Annotated in this window: 16 protein-coding genes; 1 reads left to right on the top strand and 15 read right to left on the bottom strand. The window is 66.6% G+C overall.

The window, feature by feature from the left end; genetic code table 11:
* Positions 1–61: 61 nt before the first annotated feature.
* From P8R42_03110 to P8R42_03175, 14 genes are all read right to left on the bottom strand, one after another.
* On the bottom strand, positions 62–2287 hold the full coding sequence (locus P8R42_03110; GenBank protein MDG2303637.1) for an AAA family ATPase: 2226 nt from the start codon (positions 2285–2287) through the stop codon (positions 62–64).
* Positions 2284–3423: a DNA repair exonuclease gene (locus P8R42_03115; GenBank protein ID MDG2303638.1), complete on the bottom strand. Its 1140-nt coding sequence runs from the start codon at positions 3421–3423 to the stop codon at positions 2284–2286. Before P8R42_03115 ends, P8R42_03110 begins: the two co-directional genes overlap by 4 nt.
* Positions 3424–3472: 49 nt before the next feature.
* The gene (locus P8R42_03120) at positions 3473–4282 is read right to left on the bottom strand and encodes a hypothetical protein (protein MDG2303639.1); all 810 of its coding nucleotides are present in this window, start codon (positions 4280–4282) and stop codon (positions 3473–3475) included.
* Positions 4283–4371: 89 nt separating this feature from the next.
* Complete coding sequence (locus P8R42_03125; protein ID MDG2303640.1) at positions 4372–6111, bottom strand: tetratricopeptide repeat protein; 1740 nt, start codon at positions 6109–6111, stop codon at positions 4372–4374.
* 106 nt (positions 6112–6217) lie between these two features.
* Positions 6218–6508: a hypothetical protein gene (locus tag P8R42_03130; GenBank protein MDG2303641.1), complete on the bottom strand. Its 291-nt coding sequence runs from the start codon at positions 6506–6508 to the stop codon at positions 6218–6220.
* A 64-nt stretch (positions 6509–6572) separates the two neighbouring features.
* Entirely contained in the window at positions 6573–7820 is a 1248-nt protein-coding gene (gene larC / locus P8R42_03135; GenBank protein MDG2303642.1) for a nickel pincer cofactor biosynthesis protein LarC, read from the bottom strand.
* A gap of 16 nt (positions 7821–7836) precedes the next feature.
* Complete coding sequence (locus P8R42_03140; protein MDG2303643.1) at positions 7837–9192, bottom strand: AarF/UbiB family protein; 1356 nt, start codon at positions 9190–9192, stop codon at positions 7837–7839.
* Positions 9193–9198: 6 nt separating this feature from the next.
* On the bottom strand, positions 9199–9948 hold the full coding sequence (gene larB / locus P8R42_03145) for a nickel pincer cofactor biosynthesis protein LarB (protein MDG2303644.1): 750 nt from the start codon (positions 9946–9948) through the stop codon (positions 9199–9201).
* Positions 9945–11096 (bottom strand): transporter associated domain-containing protein, encoded by a 1152-nt coding sequence (locus P8R42_03150; protein MDG2303645.1) that lies wholly within the window; start codon positions 11094–11096, stop codon positions 9945–9947. The genes larB and P8R42_03150 overlap by 4 nt, the downstream gene beginning before the upstream one ends.
* The gene (locus P8R42_03155; protein ID MDG2303646.1) at positions 11093–12274 is read right to left on the bottom strand and encodes a hemolysin family protein; all 1182 of its coding nucleotides are present in this window, start codon (positions 12272–12274) and stop codon (positions 11093–11095) included. The genes P8R42_03150 and P8R42_03155 overlap by 4 nt, the downstream gene beginning before the upstream one ends.
* 5 nt (positions 12275–12279) lie before the next feature.
* A complete protein-coding gene (thiL, locus tag P8R42_03160; GenBank protein ID MDG2303647.1) occupies positions 12280–13284 on the bottom strand; it encodes a thiamine-phosphate kinase in 1005 nt (334 codons plus the stop codon).
* Positions 13277–14392, bottom strand: coding sequence for a molecular chaperone DnaJ (gene dnaJ, locus P8R42_03165; protein MDG2303648.1), 1116 nt, complete (start codon positions 14390–14392; stop codon positions 13277–13279). Before dnaJ ends, thiL begins: the two co-directional genes overlap by 8 nt.
* A 74-nt stretch (positions 14393–14466) precedes the next feature.
* Positions 14467–16413: a molecular chaperone DnaK gene (dnaK, locus tag P8R42_03170; protein ID MDG2303649.1), complete on the bottom strand. Its 1947-nt coding sequence runs from the start codon at positions 16411–16413 to the stop codon at positions 14467–14469.
* Between the two features lie 127 nt (positions 16414–16540).
* Complete coding sequence (locus P8R42_03175; GenBank protein ID MDG2303650.1) at positions 16541–17152, bottom strand: nucleotide exchange factor GrpE; 612 nt, start codon at positions 17150–17152, stop codon at positions 16541–16543.
* Positions 17153–17243: 91 nt separating this feature from the next.
* Here P8R42_03175 and recO point away from each other — a divergent pair, with 91 nt between their 5' ends.
* Entirely contained in the window at positions 17244–18050 is an 807-nt protein-coding gene (recO, locus tag P8R42_03180; GenBank protein ID MDG2303651.1) for a DNA repair protein RecO, read from the top strand.
* Positions 18051–18108: 58 nt separating this feature from the next.
* Here the strand turns inward: recO and P8R42_03185 are convergent, their stop codons facing one another.
* On the bottom strand, positions 18109–18951 hold the full coding sequence (locus P8R42_03185) for a polysaccharide deacetylase family protein (GenBank protein MDG2303652.1): 843 nt from the start codon (positions 18949–18951) through the stop codon (positions 18109–18111).
* Positions 18952–18963 lie beyond the last annotated feature (12 nt).

Genomic DNA, 18963 nt, shown 5'->3' on the forward strand with positions numbered 1-18963 from the left:
GAGTCGGAATCCGTGCCGGGTCGATACGGGCAGTGCAGACGGTGCGCGGGGAGCCGGGCGATCACGCGGTCGAGCGCGAAGGGGTCGGTAGCTCGATGACCTTCGCGCCGCGGCTCGCGAGGCGGTCGCGCAGGCCCGCGTCGAACGTGAAGTAGAGGATCTGCCAGCCTTCCTCCGCGAGCTCCGAGAACGCCGTTGCGAGAGCTTCCCGCCGGCTGGCGTCCGAGGTGAGGAATGCATCGTCGAGGGCCAGGAAGCCCGGTTCGCCAAGAAGCCGCCGGACCAGCGCGACGCGCACGGCGAGTGCCAGCTGGTCCTTCGCGCCGCGACTCAGCGCATCGGTTCCGAAGCGGGTGCCGTCGTCGCGTTCCACCGCGAGGCCGCCGTTCTCGTCGAGAACGACGGCGACGTATCGCCCGCCGGTGAGCCGAGCCAGATAGGACCCTGCGGCACCGGGCCCGTTCCCGAGTGCTTCACGAAGCGGCCGGTCGATGTCCTGTGCGAGCTCCCGAAGGGCTTGCAGGCCGAGTTGTCCGCCGCGAACCTCGGCGTCGATCTGCTCGATTCCTTGGGCCAGGCGTTCGCGCTCGGCCTCGGCGGCACCGAGGTCGGGAAGGCTGATGGCACTGAGTGCGCGGTCGCGGCGGTCGCCGATCTCCCCCTTTAACGCGAGGAGGCGCTCGTCGAAGCCCTCGAGCTCCCGTTCGAGGGCGGCCAGCTCGTGCGCGTCCGGGGCGACCTCGGGGTCCGGCACGGTGAGAGCTTCCATACGGCGTTCGAGCGGAAGGTCGGCATTCCCGTCCCCGAGCAGTCCGGACACCGTGCGGAGTGCCTCCTCGAGCGTCGAAGCGATCTGCGTGCGCTGCTTCAGCTTTTCTTCGAGCTGATCGATGCTCGCGAGACGTACGCGTTCGCGGACGTCGGCCACCATTCGCTGGGTTTCTTCAAGCCGACGATGTCTCTCGGCCTCGGTGCGCTCGGCCGTCCGAACGGCTTTGTCCGCGATGCGCTTCTGGTCGACGGCGGCGCCGCGCTCTGCCTCGGCCCGTTCGGCGTTGCCGCTGATGCTGCCGAGCTGTGTGGTGCACTCGTCGAGGTTTCCGGCCTTTGCGAGCACAGCGCCGCACGCGGCGACGGCCTGGTCTTCGAGTGTTTTCGCGGAACGGTTGCGGCTAGTGCCGAAGATCGAGAGGCCTGCGCCGAGGAGGCCGAGGACGGCCGAAGCCCCCGCGAGAAGGCCGAGAGGGACGCCGTCTGCGTTCGCGTCTCGCGCCGTCGCCTCGACGCCGACGCCGACGGAGAACAGAAGGAGCAGGACTCCGGCGATGGCGAGCGGCGTGCGCCAGAGGGTCCAGAGTCGGGCACTGGAACGCTCGTTGCGCGCGCGTTCGACGAGTCCGTCGAGATCGCGCCGGGTACAATCCGCGGTTTGCGTGCGGGCCTTGTCGGCCGCGATCTCCCGCTTTCGAACCTCTTCGGCAGAAAGAGTCTGTTCGTCGCGCAGGCGATGCGCCTCGTGCTCCCCGGACTTGGCGACGACAGCAGCTTCGCGCACGGCCACGACCGCTTCCCGCCAGGCGGTGAGGTCGTCTTCTCCGTATCGCTCGAGTTCCTGGAGGCCCTTCCGGGAGTTCTCGACGGTGTCGACCGCACGTTGCGCGAGCCGGAAGCGCTCGAAGCGCTCGGCAGCGCGCAGCTTTTCGACGCGATTGCGCGCCGCGCCGCGTCCGCGCGTGAGTTGATGGGATTCCTCGAGCAGGCGGCTGATTGCTGGAAGGTCGGCCAGGAAGCCCTCGAGTCGAGAGAGTCGCTCGGCGAGCCGTTGTCGCTCGTCCTGCCGAGCTTCGCGCGGAGTTCCGTTCGGGCCGAGGGATGCGGCGCTTCGCACCCGTTCCGACACCCGGGCGAGGTCGATGCCGATGAGTCGGCCGCGGATCGCGTTCAGCCAGCCACGGCCGCCCTCGAGAGAGGCATCGGCGTCGCGTACGATGAACAGGCGGGTGAGGGAAGGATGGTCGCTAAGCAAGTCCACCACCGGGCCGCCATCTTCGGGCGCGAGCAAGAGGTCGATTTCGCCCTGAAAGCCCGGGCCGTCGCGCAGGTTCTCGAGCATCTTGCGATTGCCGGGGCGCACGCGCTCGCGGAGCGCATGGGTAAGAGCGTCGATGCACGAGGTCTTGCCGGCCTCGTTCTGTCCGTGCACCACGGTGACTTCGCCTGGCACGAGGACGAGGTCGCGTAGGGGGCCGAAGTCGCGGATGGAGAGCCGCTCGATGCGCACACTCACGGCATCGCCTCGAGAAACGCGTCGAGGCCCATCCGGAGCGCCGCTTGCAGGGCGGTCGGGTCGTCGACTCCTTCGCTGCGCGCGCACGCTTCGACCCGCTCGACGAACTCGCCGATGATCGGAAGATCGGCGAGGCTGGGGTACGAGGCAGTCTCGAGCTCGAGAATCGCGAGTGAGGCATCGGGGTCGTCCGGGTCCGTGGAGACGGTCGACGGGGTCGGACTGGCCTCGCCGCCGAAGGCGCGTGCCAGGGCACGCTCGGCGGCGTCGCGAAGGTCGGGTTCCGCGGCGAGGGAGAGCCCGGTCAGCTGCGCGAGAACGCGCGCCCCCGGTTTCTTTCGCGCGAGAGCTTCTCGTGCGAGCGCCTCGATCGCCTTGGTTTCTCCGCCCGGGAGGCAGTTCACGCTGACGTGCTCGTAAAAGGGCGTCGCGATTGGGACGAACTCGTGGGCCAACACGCCCGCCGTGGCCTCGAAGTCCACGAGGAGCGCGCCCCGCGGACCGTTTTCCCGGCGGCTCGTCGCGACCGGGGAGCCGGCGTACGCGACCAGTCGCTCGCCATCGCGGTGGATCAGGTTCCCGCCGGAATGCAGGTGCCCGAGGGCTGCGTAGCAGGAGCGCTTCAGGAGATCGGCGAGGAAGATCGGCATGTAAGAGCCGTCTTCCCCTTCGCCGGCGAACGCGTTCTGGACGCCGTCGATGATGGTGCCATGTGCCATCAAGATCGTGTGCCGCGGATCTCCGACGATGCCCGTAAGGCATTCCGCGAGGGCTTTCCCGTGCTGGTAGGGGATTGCGACGATCTCGAGTCCGCACACCCTCGCTCGGGAGGACGGTGTGCCAGCGAGGACGATGGCGTTGGCGCCGTAGTCGGCGTCTGGCCCGTAGCACTCGGCATCATCGTTTCCCGGAACGAAGACGACGGGCCGAGGTGCGACGCTCTCTACGAGCTGCCTGACAAAGGCGCGTCCGCCGACGGCATCCGAGGCCCGATCGAACAGGTCGCCACAAATCAGCATGGCATCCGCGCTCCGGGCGCGGGCCAGCTCGAACACCAAGGACAGCGCCCGGCCTCGCTCGGGTCGGTCCTTACGAAGGTGCACGTCAGATGTCTGGAGCAATCGAACGCGAGCCATGTTCCCGGAACGATTAACGTGAACGCCGGGGGAAGTACACCGAGGTTCGTTAGGGCCCGACGCTCGTCACGATCCGTGGGCCCAAGGGAAGATCCTTCATCCCGCTGGGGGTGACTAGTTGGAAGCTCGAGGCCTGGAGTTCGGGGTTCGCTTCGAGCTCGCGGTACGTCACCGTGACCTTCGATCCGGGTGCCGTCACCTCGATTCGCGTCGGGAGCACGTGGCCACCAAAATCCTGGTGTTCGCCAAACCGTGCTCGGAGCTGCACGGTCCCCTTCGCGTCGATCCGCTCGAAGGAGACCGGGACGGCAACGCCTCCGGCGACCGGAGCGCGGGCGAATCCGACGAGCACCGTCTCGCCGGCGGAAGCCGCGCTCGGCGCGTGGAGGAACACCTCGGCCCCTTCGCCGCCGGGCCGGGTTTCGGCGGTGCCCCCGTCGTGGGAGGAAGAGGCCCACGCCAGGCGGCCCTCGATCGCGGGGACCGGTGGCTGGCCCAGCAGAATGCGTGTGATGTCTTCGGGTGTCGCCTCGACACCGGTAGCGCTCGCGACCGTTTCCGGGGTGGCCTGGCCGCGATAGATCGTGCCCTCGTCCGGCGCGAGGACGGCAAGGCTGCTGCCGTCGCTCACCGCCGAGTAGCTCACGCCGAAGGGGGAGAGGGAGTCGAGACGAAACGCCCCTGGCGCCGAGGCGAGAACGGCCTGCGACGTGCTGAAGCTCTCTTCGTCTTCCCCGGGCAACGGCTGAAACGTGATCCGTACCTTGGCGATCCCGCGGAGGCTTCGAACGTCGGTGCGCTGTTCGTCGAGCACCTCGATCAGGGACGCGACCGAAGAGCCCTCGAGCCGGCCGTACACCTGAGAGGCGGACGACCCCCCGAGGGTGCAGCCCCCAAGCAGCAGCGGAGTGCAGAGGAACCACAGAGCAAGCTTGTCGCCGTTTGCCTTCAGAGCGAGGGCTCGCCGGCGCTTCCAGCCCGCTCGACCGCGCGGACCTTGGCCTCGATACGGCGTCGTTGGTCGGAGTCGTCCGAGGCGCTCAGCGCCTCGCGGTAGAGCTGCAGGGCCTCGAGTTCGCGTCCGACCTTCCGATAGGCGTCGGCGAGGTGCTCGTTGATCGTCGGGTCGTCGCCGGTGAGTTCCACTGCACGTTCCAACTGCTCGACCGCCTGCCGATACTTGCCTCGTTGGAACAGGACCCAGCCGAGGCTGTCGATGTAGAACCCGTCGTTCGGGTCGATGGCGAGGGCCCGCTTCACCAGGCGCTGGGCTTCCTCGAGTTGCTGTCCCGATTCGGCGAGGGAGTATCCGAGGTAGTTCAACGCGGCGGCATTTTTCGGGTTGAGCTCTATCGCCTCGCGCATTTGTTCGAGTGCGGCCGGGCGGTTGCCCGCTTCCTGGTAGAGCGCGCCCAGCATGAAGTGGTAGCGATCATTGTTGGGGCTCTTGTCGACGAGCCGCTCGGCGAGCTCGACCGCTTGAGGCAGATCCTCACGATCGCGCTGGAGCGCGATCAGGAACTCGACGATGCCGGCCGACTCGGGATGCGTGCTGAGCGCCTCGTTGGCGTAGTCCACGGCGGTATCTAGATCGTCTTCACGCTGGGCCAGATAAGCCAGCTGGAGACGCGATTCCGCGTACAGCGGTGAGTTGGTCTGAACCGAGAGCAGGGTCTCGGTCGCACGATCGAGCTCGCCGGTCTCGGTGTAGACGACGCCGAGGTAGTAGGCGACGGAATGATCCTCTGGCTTGGCGCGCTGTACCAGCGTGAGTTCGGTCGCCGCGCTCTCGAAGTCGCCCTTTTCAAGGTAGATGAGCCCGATCTTCAGCCGGGTGTCGGTCGGGTCGGCTTCGATGCGTTCGAGCTGGCGGAACTCTTCGAGTGCTTCGTCGTAGCGCTTCTGTCCGGCCAGCATGCCGGCCAGGCGACGTCGCGCGACTTCATTGCCGGGGTCGAGCGCGAGCACGCGGCGGTACAGGAGGTTGGCCTCTTGCGCGCTGCCGCGCATCTCTTCGACGAGTGCGAGGTCGGTGAGGATCAGGACGGACCGGGAGTTGTAACGCAGGGCTTCTTTGAACGCGTCGCGCGCTTCGTTGAGACGACCCGCTCCGGCGTGCAGGCGGGCGAGGTAGTAGTAGCCCATGACGGAGCCGGGGTCGGCTTCGACGAGTCGCTCGAGCACGATCCGGGCTTTCTCGGGCTCGCCCCATTTCGTGTAGAGGGCGGAGAGCAGGAGGTAGGCCTCGGCCGTGTCGGAGCTCTGGCCGATGACCTCACGGTACTCTTCGGCGGCGTCCTTCTCGCGGCCTAGGCCGACGAGCGTGCCGGCGAGAAGCATGCGGGTCGGTACGTCGTCGGGACGCTTCGAGACGGCGTACGATGCTTCTTCGTGCGCCCGCTCGAGGTCGCCGCTGCGCACGTAGAGATTCGCGAGTCGCGCGTGGAGTCGCGGTTCTTCGGGGTCCAGGCGGGCGGCGCGTTGGTAGGCGGTGAGAGCCGTCTCGTAGTCGCCATTGCGCATGGCGACCTCGCCTTTGAGGAATGCGCCGAGCGCCAGATCGCGCGGCGACAAGCCCAGGTCGGCTGATGGGCGCGAAGCCCCAGAACTCCGGCTCCCGGAGCCGAGCGGAGTGCAGGCTCCGAGCGATACCGCCAGCAGGAGCGACAGAATGACACACCGCTTCATGCGCTCATCCACAGCTACCACGCTGGCCCACCTCCGGCAAAATAAAGCGTCCCTCCGTGCGGTGGCCTCGATGGTTCGTCTTGGTCTCCGGCGGGCCGGGGAGCTTCTACTGATCTCGGCCGGGCGCGGTCTTTGGCACGATCAGCGTTGCGCTCGCGTACTCGCGGAATGAGTCCACCTCTGTGGTTTCCTGAACCTCGACCACGAAGGGGGCACCGACCTCACTGCGAACCGAGCCTGCGAATTCCTCGCGCACCACACCTGCAGCCATAGCGCCGGCCTCGGTACTGCTGTCCGCTTCCACGAACCTGGTTGTTAAGAACTCACGGACCTTCTGGACGCCACCAGTGACCATCGAGAGGTTAGAGCCTTGCAGGCGGGCCATGTACTTCGCCAAACGACACCTCCCATCCAGAGTCCGGTCCACCTACCCGGGCCGGCCAGTTGGGGAGCGGAAGTCCTCAGGACCCCTTGTCCCAGGCGGCTCGGAGGGTCTCCTCGTAGACGGTTGCGACGGGGACCCCGTGCTCGCGGCCTGCTCGGTGGCAGTCGGCGTACTCCGGAGTGATCCGCTCGTCGCCGCCCGGCACCTGAACGACCTTTACGTTGATTGCCCCGAACCGTGTTGACACCGTCCGGTTCTCGCGCGGGAGCATGAGTCGAGACACGGGGTGGGTTCGGACACCGATGGTCGACGTCTCGCGCAGGAGGATCCGGCCGAGGGCGTCGCCGTCGCTGGGCGAGGCGATCACGCGGATCAGGGTTCCCGGCCGACCGCGCTTCATCGTGATCGGGGCGAGCGATACGTCTCGTGCGCCGCCCTCGAAGAGCGCCTCCATCGCGGGCTCGAAGAGCTCGGGGTTCATGTCGTCGATGTTCGCCTCGAGCACCATCATCTCGTCCCGTTCGAGGTCCATGCCCGGCGCTACGGCGGACGGTGCCGCGTCCGGGACGGTGTCGGCGAGGATGATCCGCAGGAGGTTCGGGCGGTCGGGCATCTCGCGATCCCCGGCGCCGTAGCCGCTCGCGATAGGTGCGAGCACGGGAGGTGGCTCGGGACGCGCGAGGGCGGCGATGATCGCGGCCCCGGTCGGCGTGACCAACTCGGCGGTTCCGTCCTCGAGGCGCGTGGGGAAGCCACGAAGGATCTCGACGGTCGCCGGCGCGGGAACCGGGATCACGCCGTGTTGCGAACGGGTCATGCCGGAACCGAGGGGCAGCGGCGAGGAGTGGATTCGATCGATCCCGAAATGCTCGAGACAGATTGCCGCTCCGACGATGTCGACGATGGCGTCGATCGCCCCGACCTCGTGAAAGCCCACGTCCTCGAGGGGCATGGCATGGATGCGTGCCTCCGCGACGGCGAGAACGTGGAACACCTTCTCGGCTCGCTCGCGCACGCGGGGTGTGAGCGCGCTCTTCGTGAGTAGCTCTCGTATGTCGCCGTAGGAGCGGTGCGTGTGGTGATGATCGTGGGAATGGTCGTCGTGATGATGCCCGTGCTCGTGGAGCCCGGGGGCGTGGACGGTGAACTTCGTCGCCTGAATGCCGGAGCGGACGCGATGACCGACATCGAGCGTCACGTCGGCGAGACCGAGTGGTGCCAGGCCCTCTTCGAGAACGGAGAGCGGCATGCCGAGGTCGAGGAAGGCCCCGATGGTCATGTCTCCGGAGACGCCGGAGAAGGTGTCGAAGTAGGCGACTCGCATCAATCCTCTCCTGCGCTCAGGTTTCTTCGCGCTCTTCCGCTTCGCGGATGCACTCTTCGAAGAGCCGGTGGTAGTTTACGACGCTGCCGAACTGCTGCATGTAGGAATCGAGCCCGACCAGGGCCCTTCCCAGAAATACACTATGCCCCGGCGAGTTGAAGACGCGGTTCTCGAGCTTGATGGCCGCGGCGCTCAAGGCCCGCTCCATCGAGTTGTACTCCCGCGGGTCGTACGGCCGGTCGGTGTAGGCCGGCTCGAAGATGATGTCGAGCACGTGCACCATCGGCGCGGGGTCGTCACCCTCGTTGATGAAGCCCAGGTCGACTAGGGCCGCCCCGGCCGTTTCCTTGTCCTGTTCGAGCAGCGCCCGGGCGAGCCGGCGGTACGCATGCCGGATCTCGGTGGGGAAGAACCGGATCGAGCCGAAGTCGAGGATCGCGAGCTTCGGGTGGAAGGTGACGAGGTAGTTCCCCGGGTGGGGGTCGGTGTGAAGAACCCCGAATTCGAAGACCTGTCGCCAGACCGCCTTGAAGTACTTGATCGCAACCTGGTCCTTCAGGTCCTGGTCGATTCCGGGGCCGAGGATCTCGGTGAGCTTGTAGCCGTCGATGTAGGAGGCGGTGAGAACGCGTCGTGACGTCAGCTCAGGGTAGACTTCGGGAATGAGGATCTCGTCGTCGTCCGCGAACATCTCACCGAAGCGCTGTGCGTTCTTTGCCTCGTTCTCGTAGTCGAGCTCTTCGCTGAGTCGTTCCTCGAGCTCTTCGTAGACCTCTTGGATGTCCACCTTCTGCCGCATGACGTCGCGGGCGATCAACGTAAACGTGTGAAGCAAGGCCTTCACGTTCTTCAGGTCCTGGGCGACGGTCTCTTCCACGCCGGGGTACTGGACCTTCACGACGATGTCGTCCCCGCCGTGCAGTCGCCCGCGGTGGACCTGACCAAGGGAGGCCGCGGCGAATGCCTCCTCTTCGAGTTCCGCGAAAAGCTCTTCGGGTGGGGAGCCGAGCTCGGTGGTGATCTGGTCTCGGATCACGTCGAAGGGCATCGGCGGGACGTCCGATTGGACGACCGAGAGGACGTCGAGCATCTCGGTCGGCAGTAGGTCGTTTCGCATGCTCAGCATCTGCGTGAGCTTGAGGAACGTGCCGCGCAGTTCCTGCGAGCGCTCGACGATGAGCATCGCGTTCTTCAGATGGGTATCGAGCAGCTCGCGGTTCTGCTCGTCGATTGACTGAAACGGCCGTTTGAGGGCGTTCCAGAGATAATTCCCGCCGACCTGTGTGGTGAGCGATCCGACGCTGAGCGCACGTCGGGTGCGCCCGGTCGTCAGGCTGTCCGCGCCCGTTTTCTTTCGACTCCCACGGGCCATCGGCAGTTACTTTCGGTTGATCATCGAAGCGGCGACTGCGGCCCCGAAGCCGTTGTCGATGTTCACCACGAGCACCCCCGCGGCGCAGGAGTTCAGCATGCCGAGTAGGGCGGCCAAGCCGCCGAAGGAGGCGCCGTACCCGACGCTGGTCGGCACGCCGATCACCGGCCGCCCGACGAGTCCGCCGACGACGCTCGGCAGCGCGCCCTCCATGCCGGCCACGACGATCAGGACCGAAGCCGAGGTCAGCCGTTCCTTGTTGGCCATGAGGCGGTGGAGGCCGGAGACGCCTACGTCGTACAGCCGCTCGTGGGGATGTCCGAGCGCTTCGAGGGTGCGGACGGCCTCCTCCGCGACCGGCAGATCGGTCGTGCCGGCGGCGACGACGAGGATGGGCCCGCGGGTCTCGGGGGTCGCCTTGGTCACCGTGAGAGCCGCGGTTCGCGAGACCGGGTCGTGGGAAATCTCGGGCATCGCCACGCGCAGCGCGTCGGCACCCTCCTGTGAGATCCGTGTGACGAGCACGTTCTGGCCGGCATCGCGCAAATTGCAGGCGATGGCCGTGATCTGCTCCGGCGTCTTCCCCTCACCAAAGACCACCTCGGGGAACCCAACGCGCAATTCGCGGTGGTGATCGACGCGGGCGAAGCCGAGATCGTCGAAGGGGAGGTGTTTCACCTTCTCGAGCGCGTCGTCAGCCGAGAGCGTACCGCTTTCGACCTGCGCCAGAACCGTGCGGAGTTGTTCAGGGGTCACGTTCGTCCCTCCTCGTTGGGTTCTGCGATTGTCGTCACGGAGATTTCATCGACGGATCTCGGAGACGCCGCGGTGACCCGAAGGGCCACGCGTGGGAGAGCGAGGGTCTCTCCCACGTCCGGAATGTGTGCCAGGTGTGCCAACATCAGTCCTCCGAGGGTTTCATATTCGCCTTCCGGCAGCTGCCAGGGGAAGCGCTCATTCAATCGCTCGATCTCCGCTCGTCCGTCCACGATCCACGCGCCGGCCTCGACTTCGCAGACGGGATCTTCCTCCTCGTCGTACTCGTCTTCGATCTCCCCGACCACCTCTTCGAGGATGTCCTCGATGGCGACGATCCCTACCGCGCCCCCGTACTCGTCCACGACGACCGCGAGGTTCACGCCCTCGACCTGCAGTCGCCGTAGCACGTCACTGGCCGGGGTCATCTCGGGCACGAAAGTGGGAGTTTTCATCAGCTCCGCGGCCGATCGGGCACCGCTCTGCACGAGCAGATCGAACACGTGGATGAGCCCGATCACATTGGGGAGTCGTTCGTGGAAGACGGGGATCCGCGAGAAGCCCTCTTGCTTGGCGACGCGTACGACCTCGTCCGCGGACGAGTCGTCGCGGACGGCGATCACGTCGACGAGGGGAACCATGATGTCGCCGACCGAAACGTCGCCGAAGTCGTAGACCCGACGCGCCATGTGTTGCTCGGCGGCATCTTCGCCGGGTGCGTCCGTGCGGACCAGCGTGGTGAGGCCGTCGTGGGTCCACGCGTACTCGTTCGTTCCGGTCCACGGACGCTCGAGGGCTCGGAGGCCGCGGCCCAGCGCGGCCGTCCACCAGGCACCGAGGATTTTTTCCTGGGGCTGACGGGCGAGCGCGCGAGGGAGGAGGTCGGAGAGTACGAGCAGAGGTGGCGCGGCGAAGAGTGCGACGGCGAAGCCGGCGTCACCGAGGAGGCCGCTTGCGAAAACAGCACCTCCGAGTGCCATGAGAGCGGCACCGAGCCTGCTAAGGACATAGGTCCCGCGTAGCCCGTCACCCCGTCCGGGGTCGTCGACCATCTTCAGCCGATGAGCGTCGTCGAGGACGGTGGTGATGCGCACCGTCATCCCGGCGACGAGTAGAGTGAGTCCGAGGATTTCGGGGCTTCCGATCACGTGGCCGGCTCCACACGTACGCGCCGAAGGATCGTTCCTTCGCGGCGTTCGACTGTGAAACGAAGACCGTCGATGGTCAGTTGGTCGGCGACGCGTGGGATCTTTCCGGCGGTCTCCATCAGGAGCCCCCCGACGGTGGTTTCCTCTGCGGTACCCTCGATCGCGCGATCGAGCGCCGTCGCTAGCTCTGCGACGGGGAGCCGCCCGGGGACGACGAGTGCTTCTCCGTGACGTTCGATCCCGGGCTCGGCGACGTCTGACTCGTCGAGGATCTCACCGAAGAGCTCTTCGAGGAGGTCTTCCAGCGTGATGAGGCCCGCGAGAGTGCCGAGCTCGTCGATGACGAGCGCGATGTGCACCTTCTTTCGCCGGAGCTCGTAGAACGCTTCGTCTACCGGAAGCTCCGGCGCGACGACGCTGGGCGGATGGAGGAGATTCGCGAGAGCCGGTCCGCCCGCAGGATCGCGTCCCAGGAGATCCTTCGCGTAGAGGATTCCTACGACATCGTCGGTGGCCTTGCCGTGCACGGGGATTCGCGCGAAGCGCGCCTCATCGACCGCGGCGAGGAGTTCCTGGTCGGACATGTCTTCGGAGAGCCAGAAGACGTCGACCCGGGGGGTCATCACGTCGTTCACCTGGCGGCTGCCGAACGACCGGACGTTGGCGAGAAGCTCGCGCTCTTCGGGGTCGAGTTCGCGAGGGTCGCCTTCGACACCCTCGACGTCGCCCGCGACGAACGCGTCCAGGGGCATGTTCGTAAGGCGCCGTGCGAGGAGGCGGCCGCTCTGGCGGAGCACGCGCGCGATCGGGAGGAGTCGCTGAACCCAGCGCCAGGTCCGGCCGCGCAACGGGCCGTCGATTTTAGACGCCCTGGCTGCACCGATGAGGCCGGCCGTCCAGGCGAAGACGGTGAGCGCAACGGCGGGTCCGACGCCGGCGAGTGCAGCGCCGGATGCCGCCGCGCCGAACAGCGCGATATCCCGCGTCAGCCAAAGAGACGTGACGGCGAGGCGCGGAAAGGCGCGCACGTCGCGGATCTCTGGCGGCGCCTGTGGATCGCTCGCGGTTCGTGTTCGGAGGAACCGGGATTCGGCGCGCCCGACCCACGCCGCGAGGACACAGAACAGTGCCCCGGCGACGAGACTTACGGCGATGCGGATGGAGTCGGTCGCGTCCATTCGGATCAGCCTTCGGGCGTGAAGTGGTCGAAGCCGCGCGTGAGAGGGAGCGCCTGGCGTGCGGAGTCGAGAAGCATGATCTCGCCGGCCCGCTCGGTGCAGCGACCGATGACCGTCAGCGGGACTTCGGCTTGGGCGGCCAGTGCGCTGAGGTTGGCCGTAGTCGCCGGTGGACATGCGGCGAGGAGCTCGTAGTCCTCTCCGCCCGTCGCTGCGTAGTTCGCGCCGTTCGCGTCGAAGTGGCTCACGGCGGCGGATCGCGGAAGCTTGGCGTGTTCGATCTCAGCGCCCACGCCGCTCGCTTCGCAGACGTGGCTGAGATCGGCGACGAGGCCGTCACTCAAGTCGATTGCGGCGTGGGCACCCGCCTCCGCGAGGGCCAAACCGGCTCGCACGCGCGCTTGCGGGCGGGCCCATCGGTTCCGCTGTTCCGACTCGGGTCGACCTCCGTCACTGAGGATGGCCACGGCGGCCGCCGCGTCTCCCAGCGTGCCCGTGACGACGAGGTCATCGCCGGCTTGCGCGCCGCTACGATCGAGCCGTCGTCCGGGGATGTCGCCGAGCGCGGTGATTGTGATGGTGATCTCGCTCGCACGCGAGAGATTGCCGCCGATGAGCGCGGCTCCGGCGGCTTCGCCCGCGTCGGCACAGCCGTCCAGCAGGGCATCAAGCCATTCCGAAGATGTGCTGCTGGGCGCGGTGATCGCGCAGAGCAGGAATCGAGGTTGCGCGGCCATTGCCGCGAGGTCGCTCAGATTCACTTCGACGGCGCGCCTGCCGAGCTCGGTCGCGTCGAGCCAGTCGGTGCGGAAGTGAATGCCTTCCACCAGGGCGTCGGTCGTCAGGGCGAGCGGATGGGTGCCGGGCTGGAAAACGGCCGCGTCGTCGCCCGCGCCGAGGAGGAGCCGTGCGGCGCCGGAGGGTGCGGGGGTTGCGTCGCGAGCCTGAAGGCGCCCGATCAGCCGGCGGAGAAAATGGTGCTCGCCTTCTAATGGGTCGTCGTCAGCCAAACTTCTCCCGGACTTTGTCGAAGAAGCCCTTTGCGCCGTGGTCGGCCTCTTCGCCGGCGATCTCGGCAAACTCTTCCAGGAGTTCGCGTTGACGCGGGTTGAGCGTACGCGGCGTCGCAATGTTCACGCGCGTGAGTTGGTCGCCGCGGCCGTAGCCGTTTAGGTCGGGCACGCCTTTGCCGCGCAGACGGAAGATCGCGCCCGGCTGCGTCCCGCCCTTGATCTTCATGTTCACGGCTCCGTCGAGCGTGGGGACGTCGACCTCGGTGCCGAGCGCCGCCTGGGCGAACCCGACGATGACTTCGCAAAGCACGTTGTTCCCGTCGCGACGGAAGTGGTCGTGTTCTTCGACCGAGATCAGGACGTAGAGGTCGCCCTTCTGGCCGCCGGCCATCGCCTCGCCTTCGCCGCGCAGCTTCAGCCGCGTGCCGGAGTCGACGCCGCCGGGGACGCGGACCTCGAGGCTCTGTTGTTCGCGAACGTGCCCGGTGCCACGACACCCGGTGCAGGGGTCCCTGATGACCTGTCCGCGCCCGTTGCAGTGTCCGCACGTCTTGGCGATCGAGAAGAAGCCCTGCTGGAATCGAACCTGGCCCATGCCGCGGCATGGCTGGCACTTCTCGGGTTTGGCGCCGCCCTTCCCGCCGCTGCCATTGCAATCGTCGCATTTGACCGCGCGCGGGACGGAGATTTCCTTCTCGCACCCGAATGCAGCCTCTTCGAAGCTGACTGGCAGGGTGTAGCTCAGGTCTTCGCCGCGCCGGCGTCGGCCGCGACCGCCTCCTCCTCCGCCGCCGCCGAAGAAGTCGTTAAAGATGTCGCCGAACAGATCCTCGAAGCCGGCCGAGCTGAAGTCGAAGCCGGCGCTGCCGCCGGGGCCTTCGAACGCGGCGTGACCGTGTCGGTCGTATCGCGCGCGCTGCTCGGTGTCCGAGAGGATCTGGTAGGCCTCGGAGACTTCGCGAAACTGTGCTTCCGCCTCCTGGTCGCCGGGGTTCCTGTCCGGATGGTACTTGAGAGCCAGCTTCCGGAAGGATTTCTTGATCACCTCGCCGTCGGCGTTGCGCTCAACTTCCAGTACTTCGTAGAAATCTCTTCTGGTCGCCACGCTTGAGTCCAGAGGCAGTGTCGGTCAGCGGGCGGCGCGACGCAAGTGCCGCCCCGCCGCGCCGAATCGACGACTCATCCTTCTTTGACTTCTTCGAAGTCGGCGTCGACGACATCGTCTTTGCCGTCGTCACCAGGGCCCGCATCGCCACTGGTCGCGTCCGCGCTGCCCGCGTCGCCACCCGGGGCCGCACCGTCGCCGTCACTGCCACCGGTGTTGGCGTACATGGCTTCCGCAAGCTTGTGCGACGCCTGGGTGAGAGCGGCAGCCGCTGCGGACAACTCCTCGGGCTCGGCGGCCTCGTTCTCGAGGACCTTCTTCGCTTCCGCGACCGCCGTCTCCACGCCGCCCTTGGCTTCGGGGTCGAGCGAATCGGCGTTGTCGGTGAGGTTCTTCTCGGTCTGGTAGACCAGCGAGTCGAGCTGATTGCGCGCCTCGATCGTCTCGCGGCGCTTCTTGTCGTCCTCCGCGTGGGATTCGGCGTCGTCGACCATCTGCTTGATCTCGTCCTCGGAGAGACCCGAGGAAGCCGTGATCTTGATCGACTGCTCTTTGCCCGTGCCGAGGTCCTTCGCGTTCACGTGCACGATGCCGTTGGCATCGATGTCGAACGAGACCTCGACCTGGGGGACGCCGCGCGGTGCCGGCGGAATGCCGACGAGGTCGAACTGACCCAGCAGCTTGTTGTCCGGCGCCATCTCACGCTCGCCCTGGAAGACTCGGATCGTGACCGCAGTCTGATTGTCCGAAGCGGTCGAGAAGACCTGGCTCTTCTTGGTCGGGATCGTGGTGTTCTTCTCGATGAGCTTCGTGCAGACGCCCCCCAGCGTTTCGATGCCGAGGGACAGCGGCGTGACGTCGAGAAGGAGGACGTCTTTCACCTCACCCTTCAGCACGCCGCCCTGAACCGAAGCGCCGATGGCGACGACTTCGTCGGGGTTCACACCGCGGTGCGGCTCTCTGCCGAAGAGCGCCTTCACACGCTCGCCGACGGCCGGCATTCGGGACATGCCGCCCACCAGAACGACCTCGTCGATCCCCTTTGTGGAGAGACCGGCGTCCTTCAGCGCGGTGATGCACGGGGCCTCGAGGCGATCGAGCAGGTCGGCGCATAGCGCCTCCAGCTTGGCTCGCGAGAGCTTCAGATTGAGGTGCTTTGGACCCGTCGAGTCCGCCGTGACGAACGGCAGGTTGATGTCGGTCTCGGCGACCGACGAGAGCTCGATCTTGGCCTTCTCTGCAGCCTCCTTGAGACGCTGCAGAGCCATACGGTCCTCGCGAAGATCGATGCCCTGATCCTTGCGGAACTCGTCGGCGAGGTAGTCGATGATGCGCTGGTCGAAGTCCTCACCGCCGAGGAACGTGTCACCGTTGGTCGACTTCACTTCGAAGACGCCGTCGCCCACTTCGAGGATCGAGACGTCGAACGTACCGCCGCCAAGATCGAAGACCGCGAGCTTCTCGTCGGCCTTCTTGTCGAGGCCGTACGCGAGAGCCGCCGCGGTGGGCTCGTTGATGATGCGTTTCACTTCGAGGCCGGAGATGCGGCCGGCGTCCTTCGTGGCCTGGCGCTGGCTGTCGTTGAAGTACGCCGGAACCGTGATGACGGCCTCGGTCACTTCTTCGCCCAGGTAGTCTTCCGCGGTCTGCTTCATCTTCTGAAGGACGAACGCGGAGATCTCAGCCGGGCTGTACTGCTTGCCACGGCACTCGACCCAGGCGTCGCCGTTGTCGGCGCGGACGACGGTGTACGGAAGGACCGTTGCGGCCTTCTGGACCTCGGCATCGTCGAAGCGGCGCCCGATGAGGCGCTTGATCGCGAAGACGGTGTTCTCGGGGTTGGTCACGGCCTGGCGGCGGGCGATCTGTCCGCTGAGGCGCTCCCCATTTTCTGCGAACGCAACGACCGACGGGGTGATGCGACTCCCCTCGGAGTTGGTGATCACCGTGGGGTCGCCCCCCTCGATGACCGAGACGCACGAGTTCGTCGTCCCCAGATCGATTCCAATGACCTTGCTCATGGTTTTCCTTCCACCGACAGGGACAAACAGCGTCTCAAAAAGCGCGCATCCCTCGGATTTTGTTGGATTTTTTGTGCAGCGACTATGGATTTAACCACGATCCGGGGTCGTTCAACCCTGCATCAGGTCAATTCCCTTGGCCGCCGGGCGCTTTTGCGACGGTGACCTGCGCCGGGCGCAGGAGCCGATCGTGCAGGCGGTAGCCCGGGAGGTGCTCGTCGAGGACGGCACCGGGCTCTTTCTGGGTGGTCTCGATGAGGGCCAGCGCCTCGTGTTCGGTGGGGTCGAAGGGCTGCCCCGCGGCTTCCACCCGGGCGACGCCGAAGCGGGTCAGGATGTCGTCGAACTGCTGCGCGACCATGGCCAAGCCGTCGCGCAGGGCGTCGGCTTGTCCCTCGGCCAGGGGAGGGGCGGCGTTCAGGGCCCTCTCGAGATTGTCGATTACGGGGAGGAGTTCCCGGATGAGGGGCTCGCTGGCGAAGCGAAGGGACTCGGATTTGTCCCGCTGCATTCGTTTTTTGAAGTTCTCGAGGTCCGCCCGCTCGCGCAGGAACTGGTCTCGGAGCTTCGCCGCCCCTTGGTCCTGCTGGGCGATCGTGGTCTGGAGCTCACCGATGATCGTCAGAGCGTCCTGAAGCGTGGTCGGCTCGGGGGGCTCTGTGGCGGTCGCCTCGGCTTCGGGGGCCGCGTTGGGCATGTCCTCTGTGGGGGAGCCGTCTTGGTCGTTTTTCTCGCTCATTGGATCCACTGTTCCTCGGTCTGAATCGGCGGAAACGTAAGCACGGGACGGACACGTGTCAACGTGGGTTCGGTCGTGGTACGGCTGTCGCGTGCGTGTGGGATCCACGCCCGCGATCGTCTTGCGAGCGCGCGAATTCGGCGAGTCCGACAAGATCGTGACCGTGCTTTCGCGCTCCGACGGGAAGTTCACCGGCATTGCGAAAGGGGCAAAACGTTCACGGCGACGCTTTCCCGGCTCCCTTGAGCTGTTCGCCCACGTCGACCTGGCCTTCAAGCAGAAGAACGACAATGCCCTCTGCTTCCTCGAGCGCGCCGTCCTGATTCGTCCCTGGCGCACTTTGGTGACCTCGCTGGAGAGCTATGCGGCGGCGAGCCATGTGATCGAAGTCGCCGACAAGATGACGGCCGATCGCGAAGTTGGCGATGAGATCTACGCCCTCGTCGTCGCGGCGCTTGCCCGCATCGACGACCGCCCGCCGTCGCCCACCACGCTTCGCCTGTTCGAACTCGCCACCCTGGCGGCGAGTGGTTATCGCCAGGAGTTCGGTCGGTGCACGCGCTGCCAGGAAGAGCTTGCGGGGCTCGGTGATGCTCTGCGCGTGCCCTATGCCGGCACTGGTATTTTGTGCGCCCGGTGCTCCGATCGAGAGCACGGTGGGCCGACGATTTCGGCTGGCGCGGCTGCGATCCTCCTACGCCTCGAGGAGGCGGTCTCCCGCGGCCTTCCGGGGGACACGGACGACATCGATGCGTCGGCCTGTTTCGTGGGTGATGACGCGATCGAAGCCGACGCATCGGCTCGAGTCGCGACCGAGGTTCGGATCGCGACGATGACCCTGCTACAGCCGCATCTTCGGGGGCGGCTTCGGGCCCTGGAGGCGATGGGGGTTCTCTAGGGCGCCATGGCGGACGCCTCACTCGGCGACCGTTCTGAGATGGTTGTTTGTGACGGCGCTACTGCGCGAGTTCGCTTGCGAATACTTCACGGATCGGAGCGAAGCGAAACGTCGACAGGAGTCGGTCGATCTTGGCGCGCATCCGGCTCCGACCGACGTTGTTGAACCAGCGCACGTAGCCGGGCGTGCCGGGCAGTTTCGGGGAGTCCGGATCGATCTCCCACGGATGGGTGTAGACGACGGTTCGCCCGACCTCGGTATTGAAGCGCTCGAGGTAGCGGTGGGTGATCCAGAAGGGGAGGGCGCGCAGCGAGAACCCGCCGGCGGCCGAGGGGAGAATGTGGCCGCTTGGGAGTCGTGACAACGGGAGGGGAAACTCCCACAGTCCGTTCTGCATGCGGACCGCGCCGCCTCCGCCGGGCAGTCGCGGGACGTCCCCGGGGAAGTATCGCAGCGGCATGTAGCTCGAGTCGTATCGGAAGCCGCTCTCGGCCAGGACGTCCAGCGCCCAAAGGTCGTTGGGCTGGATGAAGTACGGGGCGCGGAAGCCGAGCACGTCGACTCCCGCCACGTCAGCCACGATCTCGCGTGCGGTGGAGACGTCGTAGCGGAGCTCGGGTGCGGTGCGTCCGTGGACGGGCTTGTGATCGAGGCCATGGCACGCGACTTCGTGTCCGAGGTCGACGGCGCGCCGCACCAGGGTGGGCTGCTCACGCGCGACGTCCGCGAGGAAGAACAGAGTCGCACGGGTGTCGTGCTTGGCGAGGATCTGGAACAGAGCGTTCACGTTGCGCTCGACCCGGGAGCCGACTGCTGCGATCTCACTCGCGGAGGCCGGGCCCGCCGGCCGGGCCGCGTCGTGGTACCAATCTTCGACGTCGATGCTGAGCGCGTTTTTCATGGTCTCGGAGGA

Source organism: Candidatus Binatia bacterium (assembly GCA_029243485.1).
Lineage (GTDB): Bacteria > Desulfobacterota > Binatia > UBA12015 > UBA12015 > VGTG01.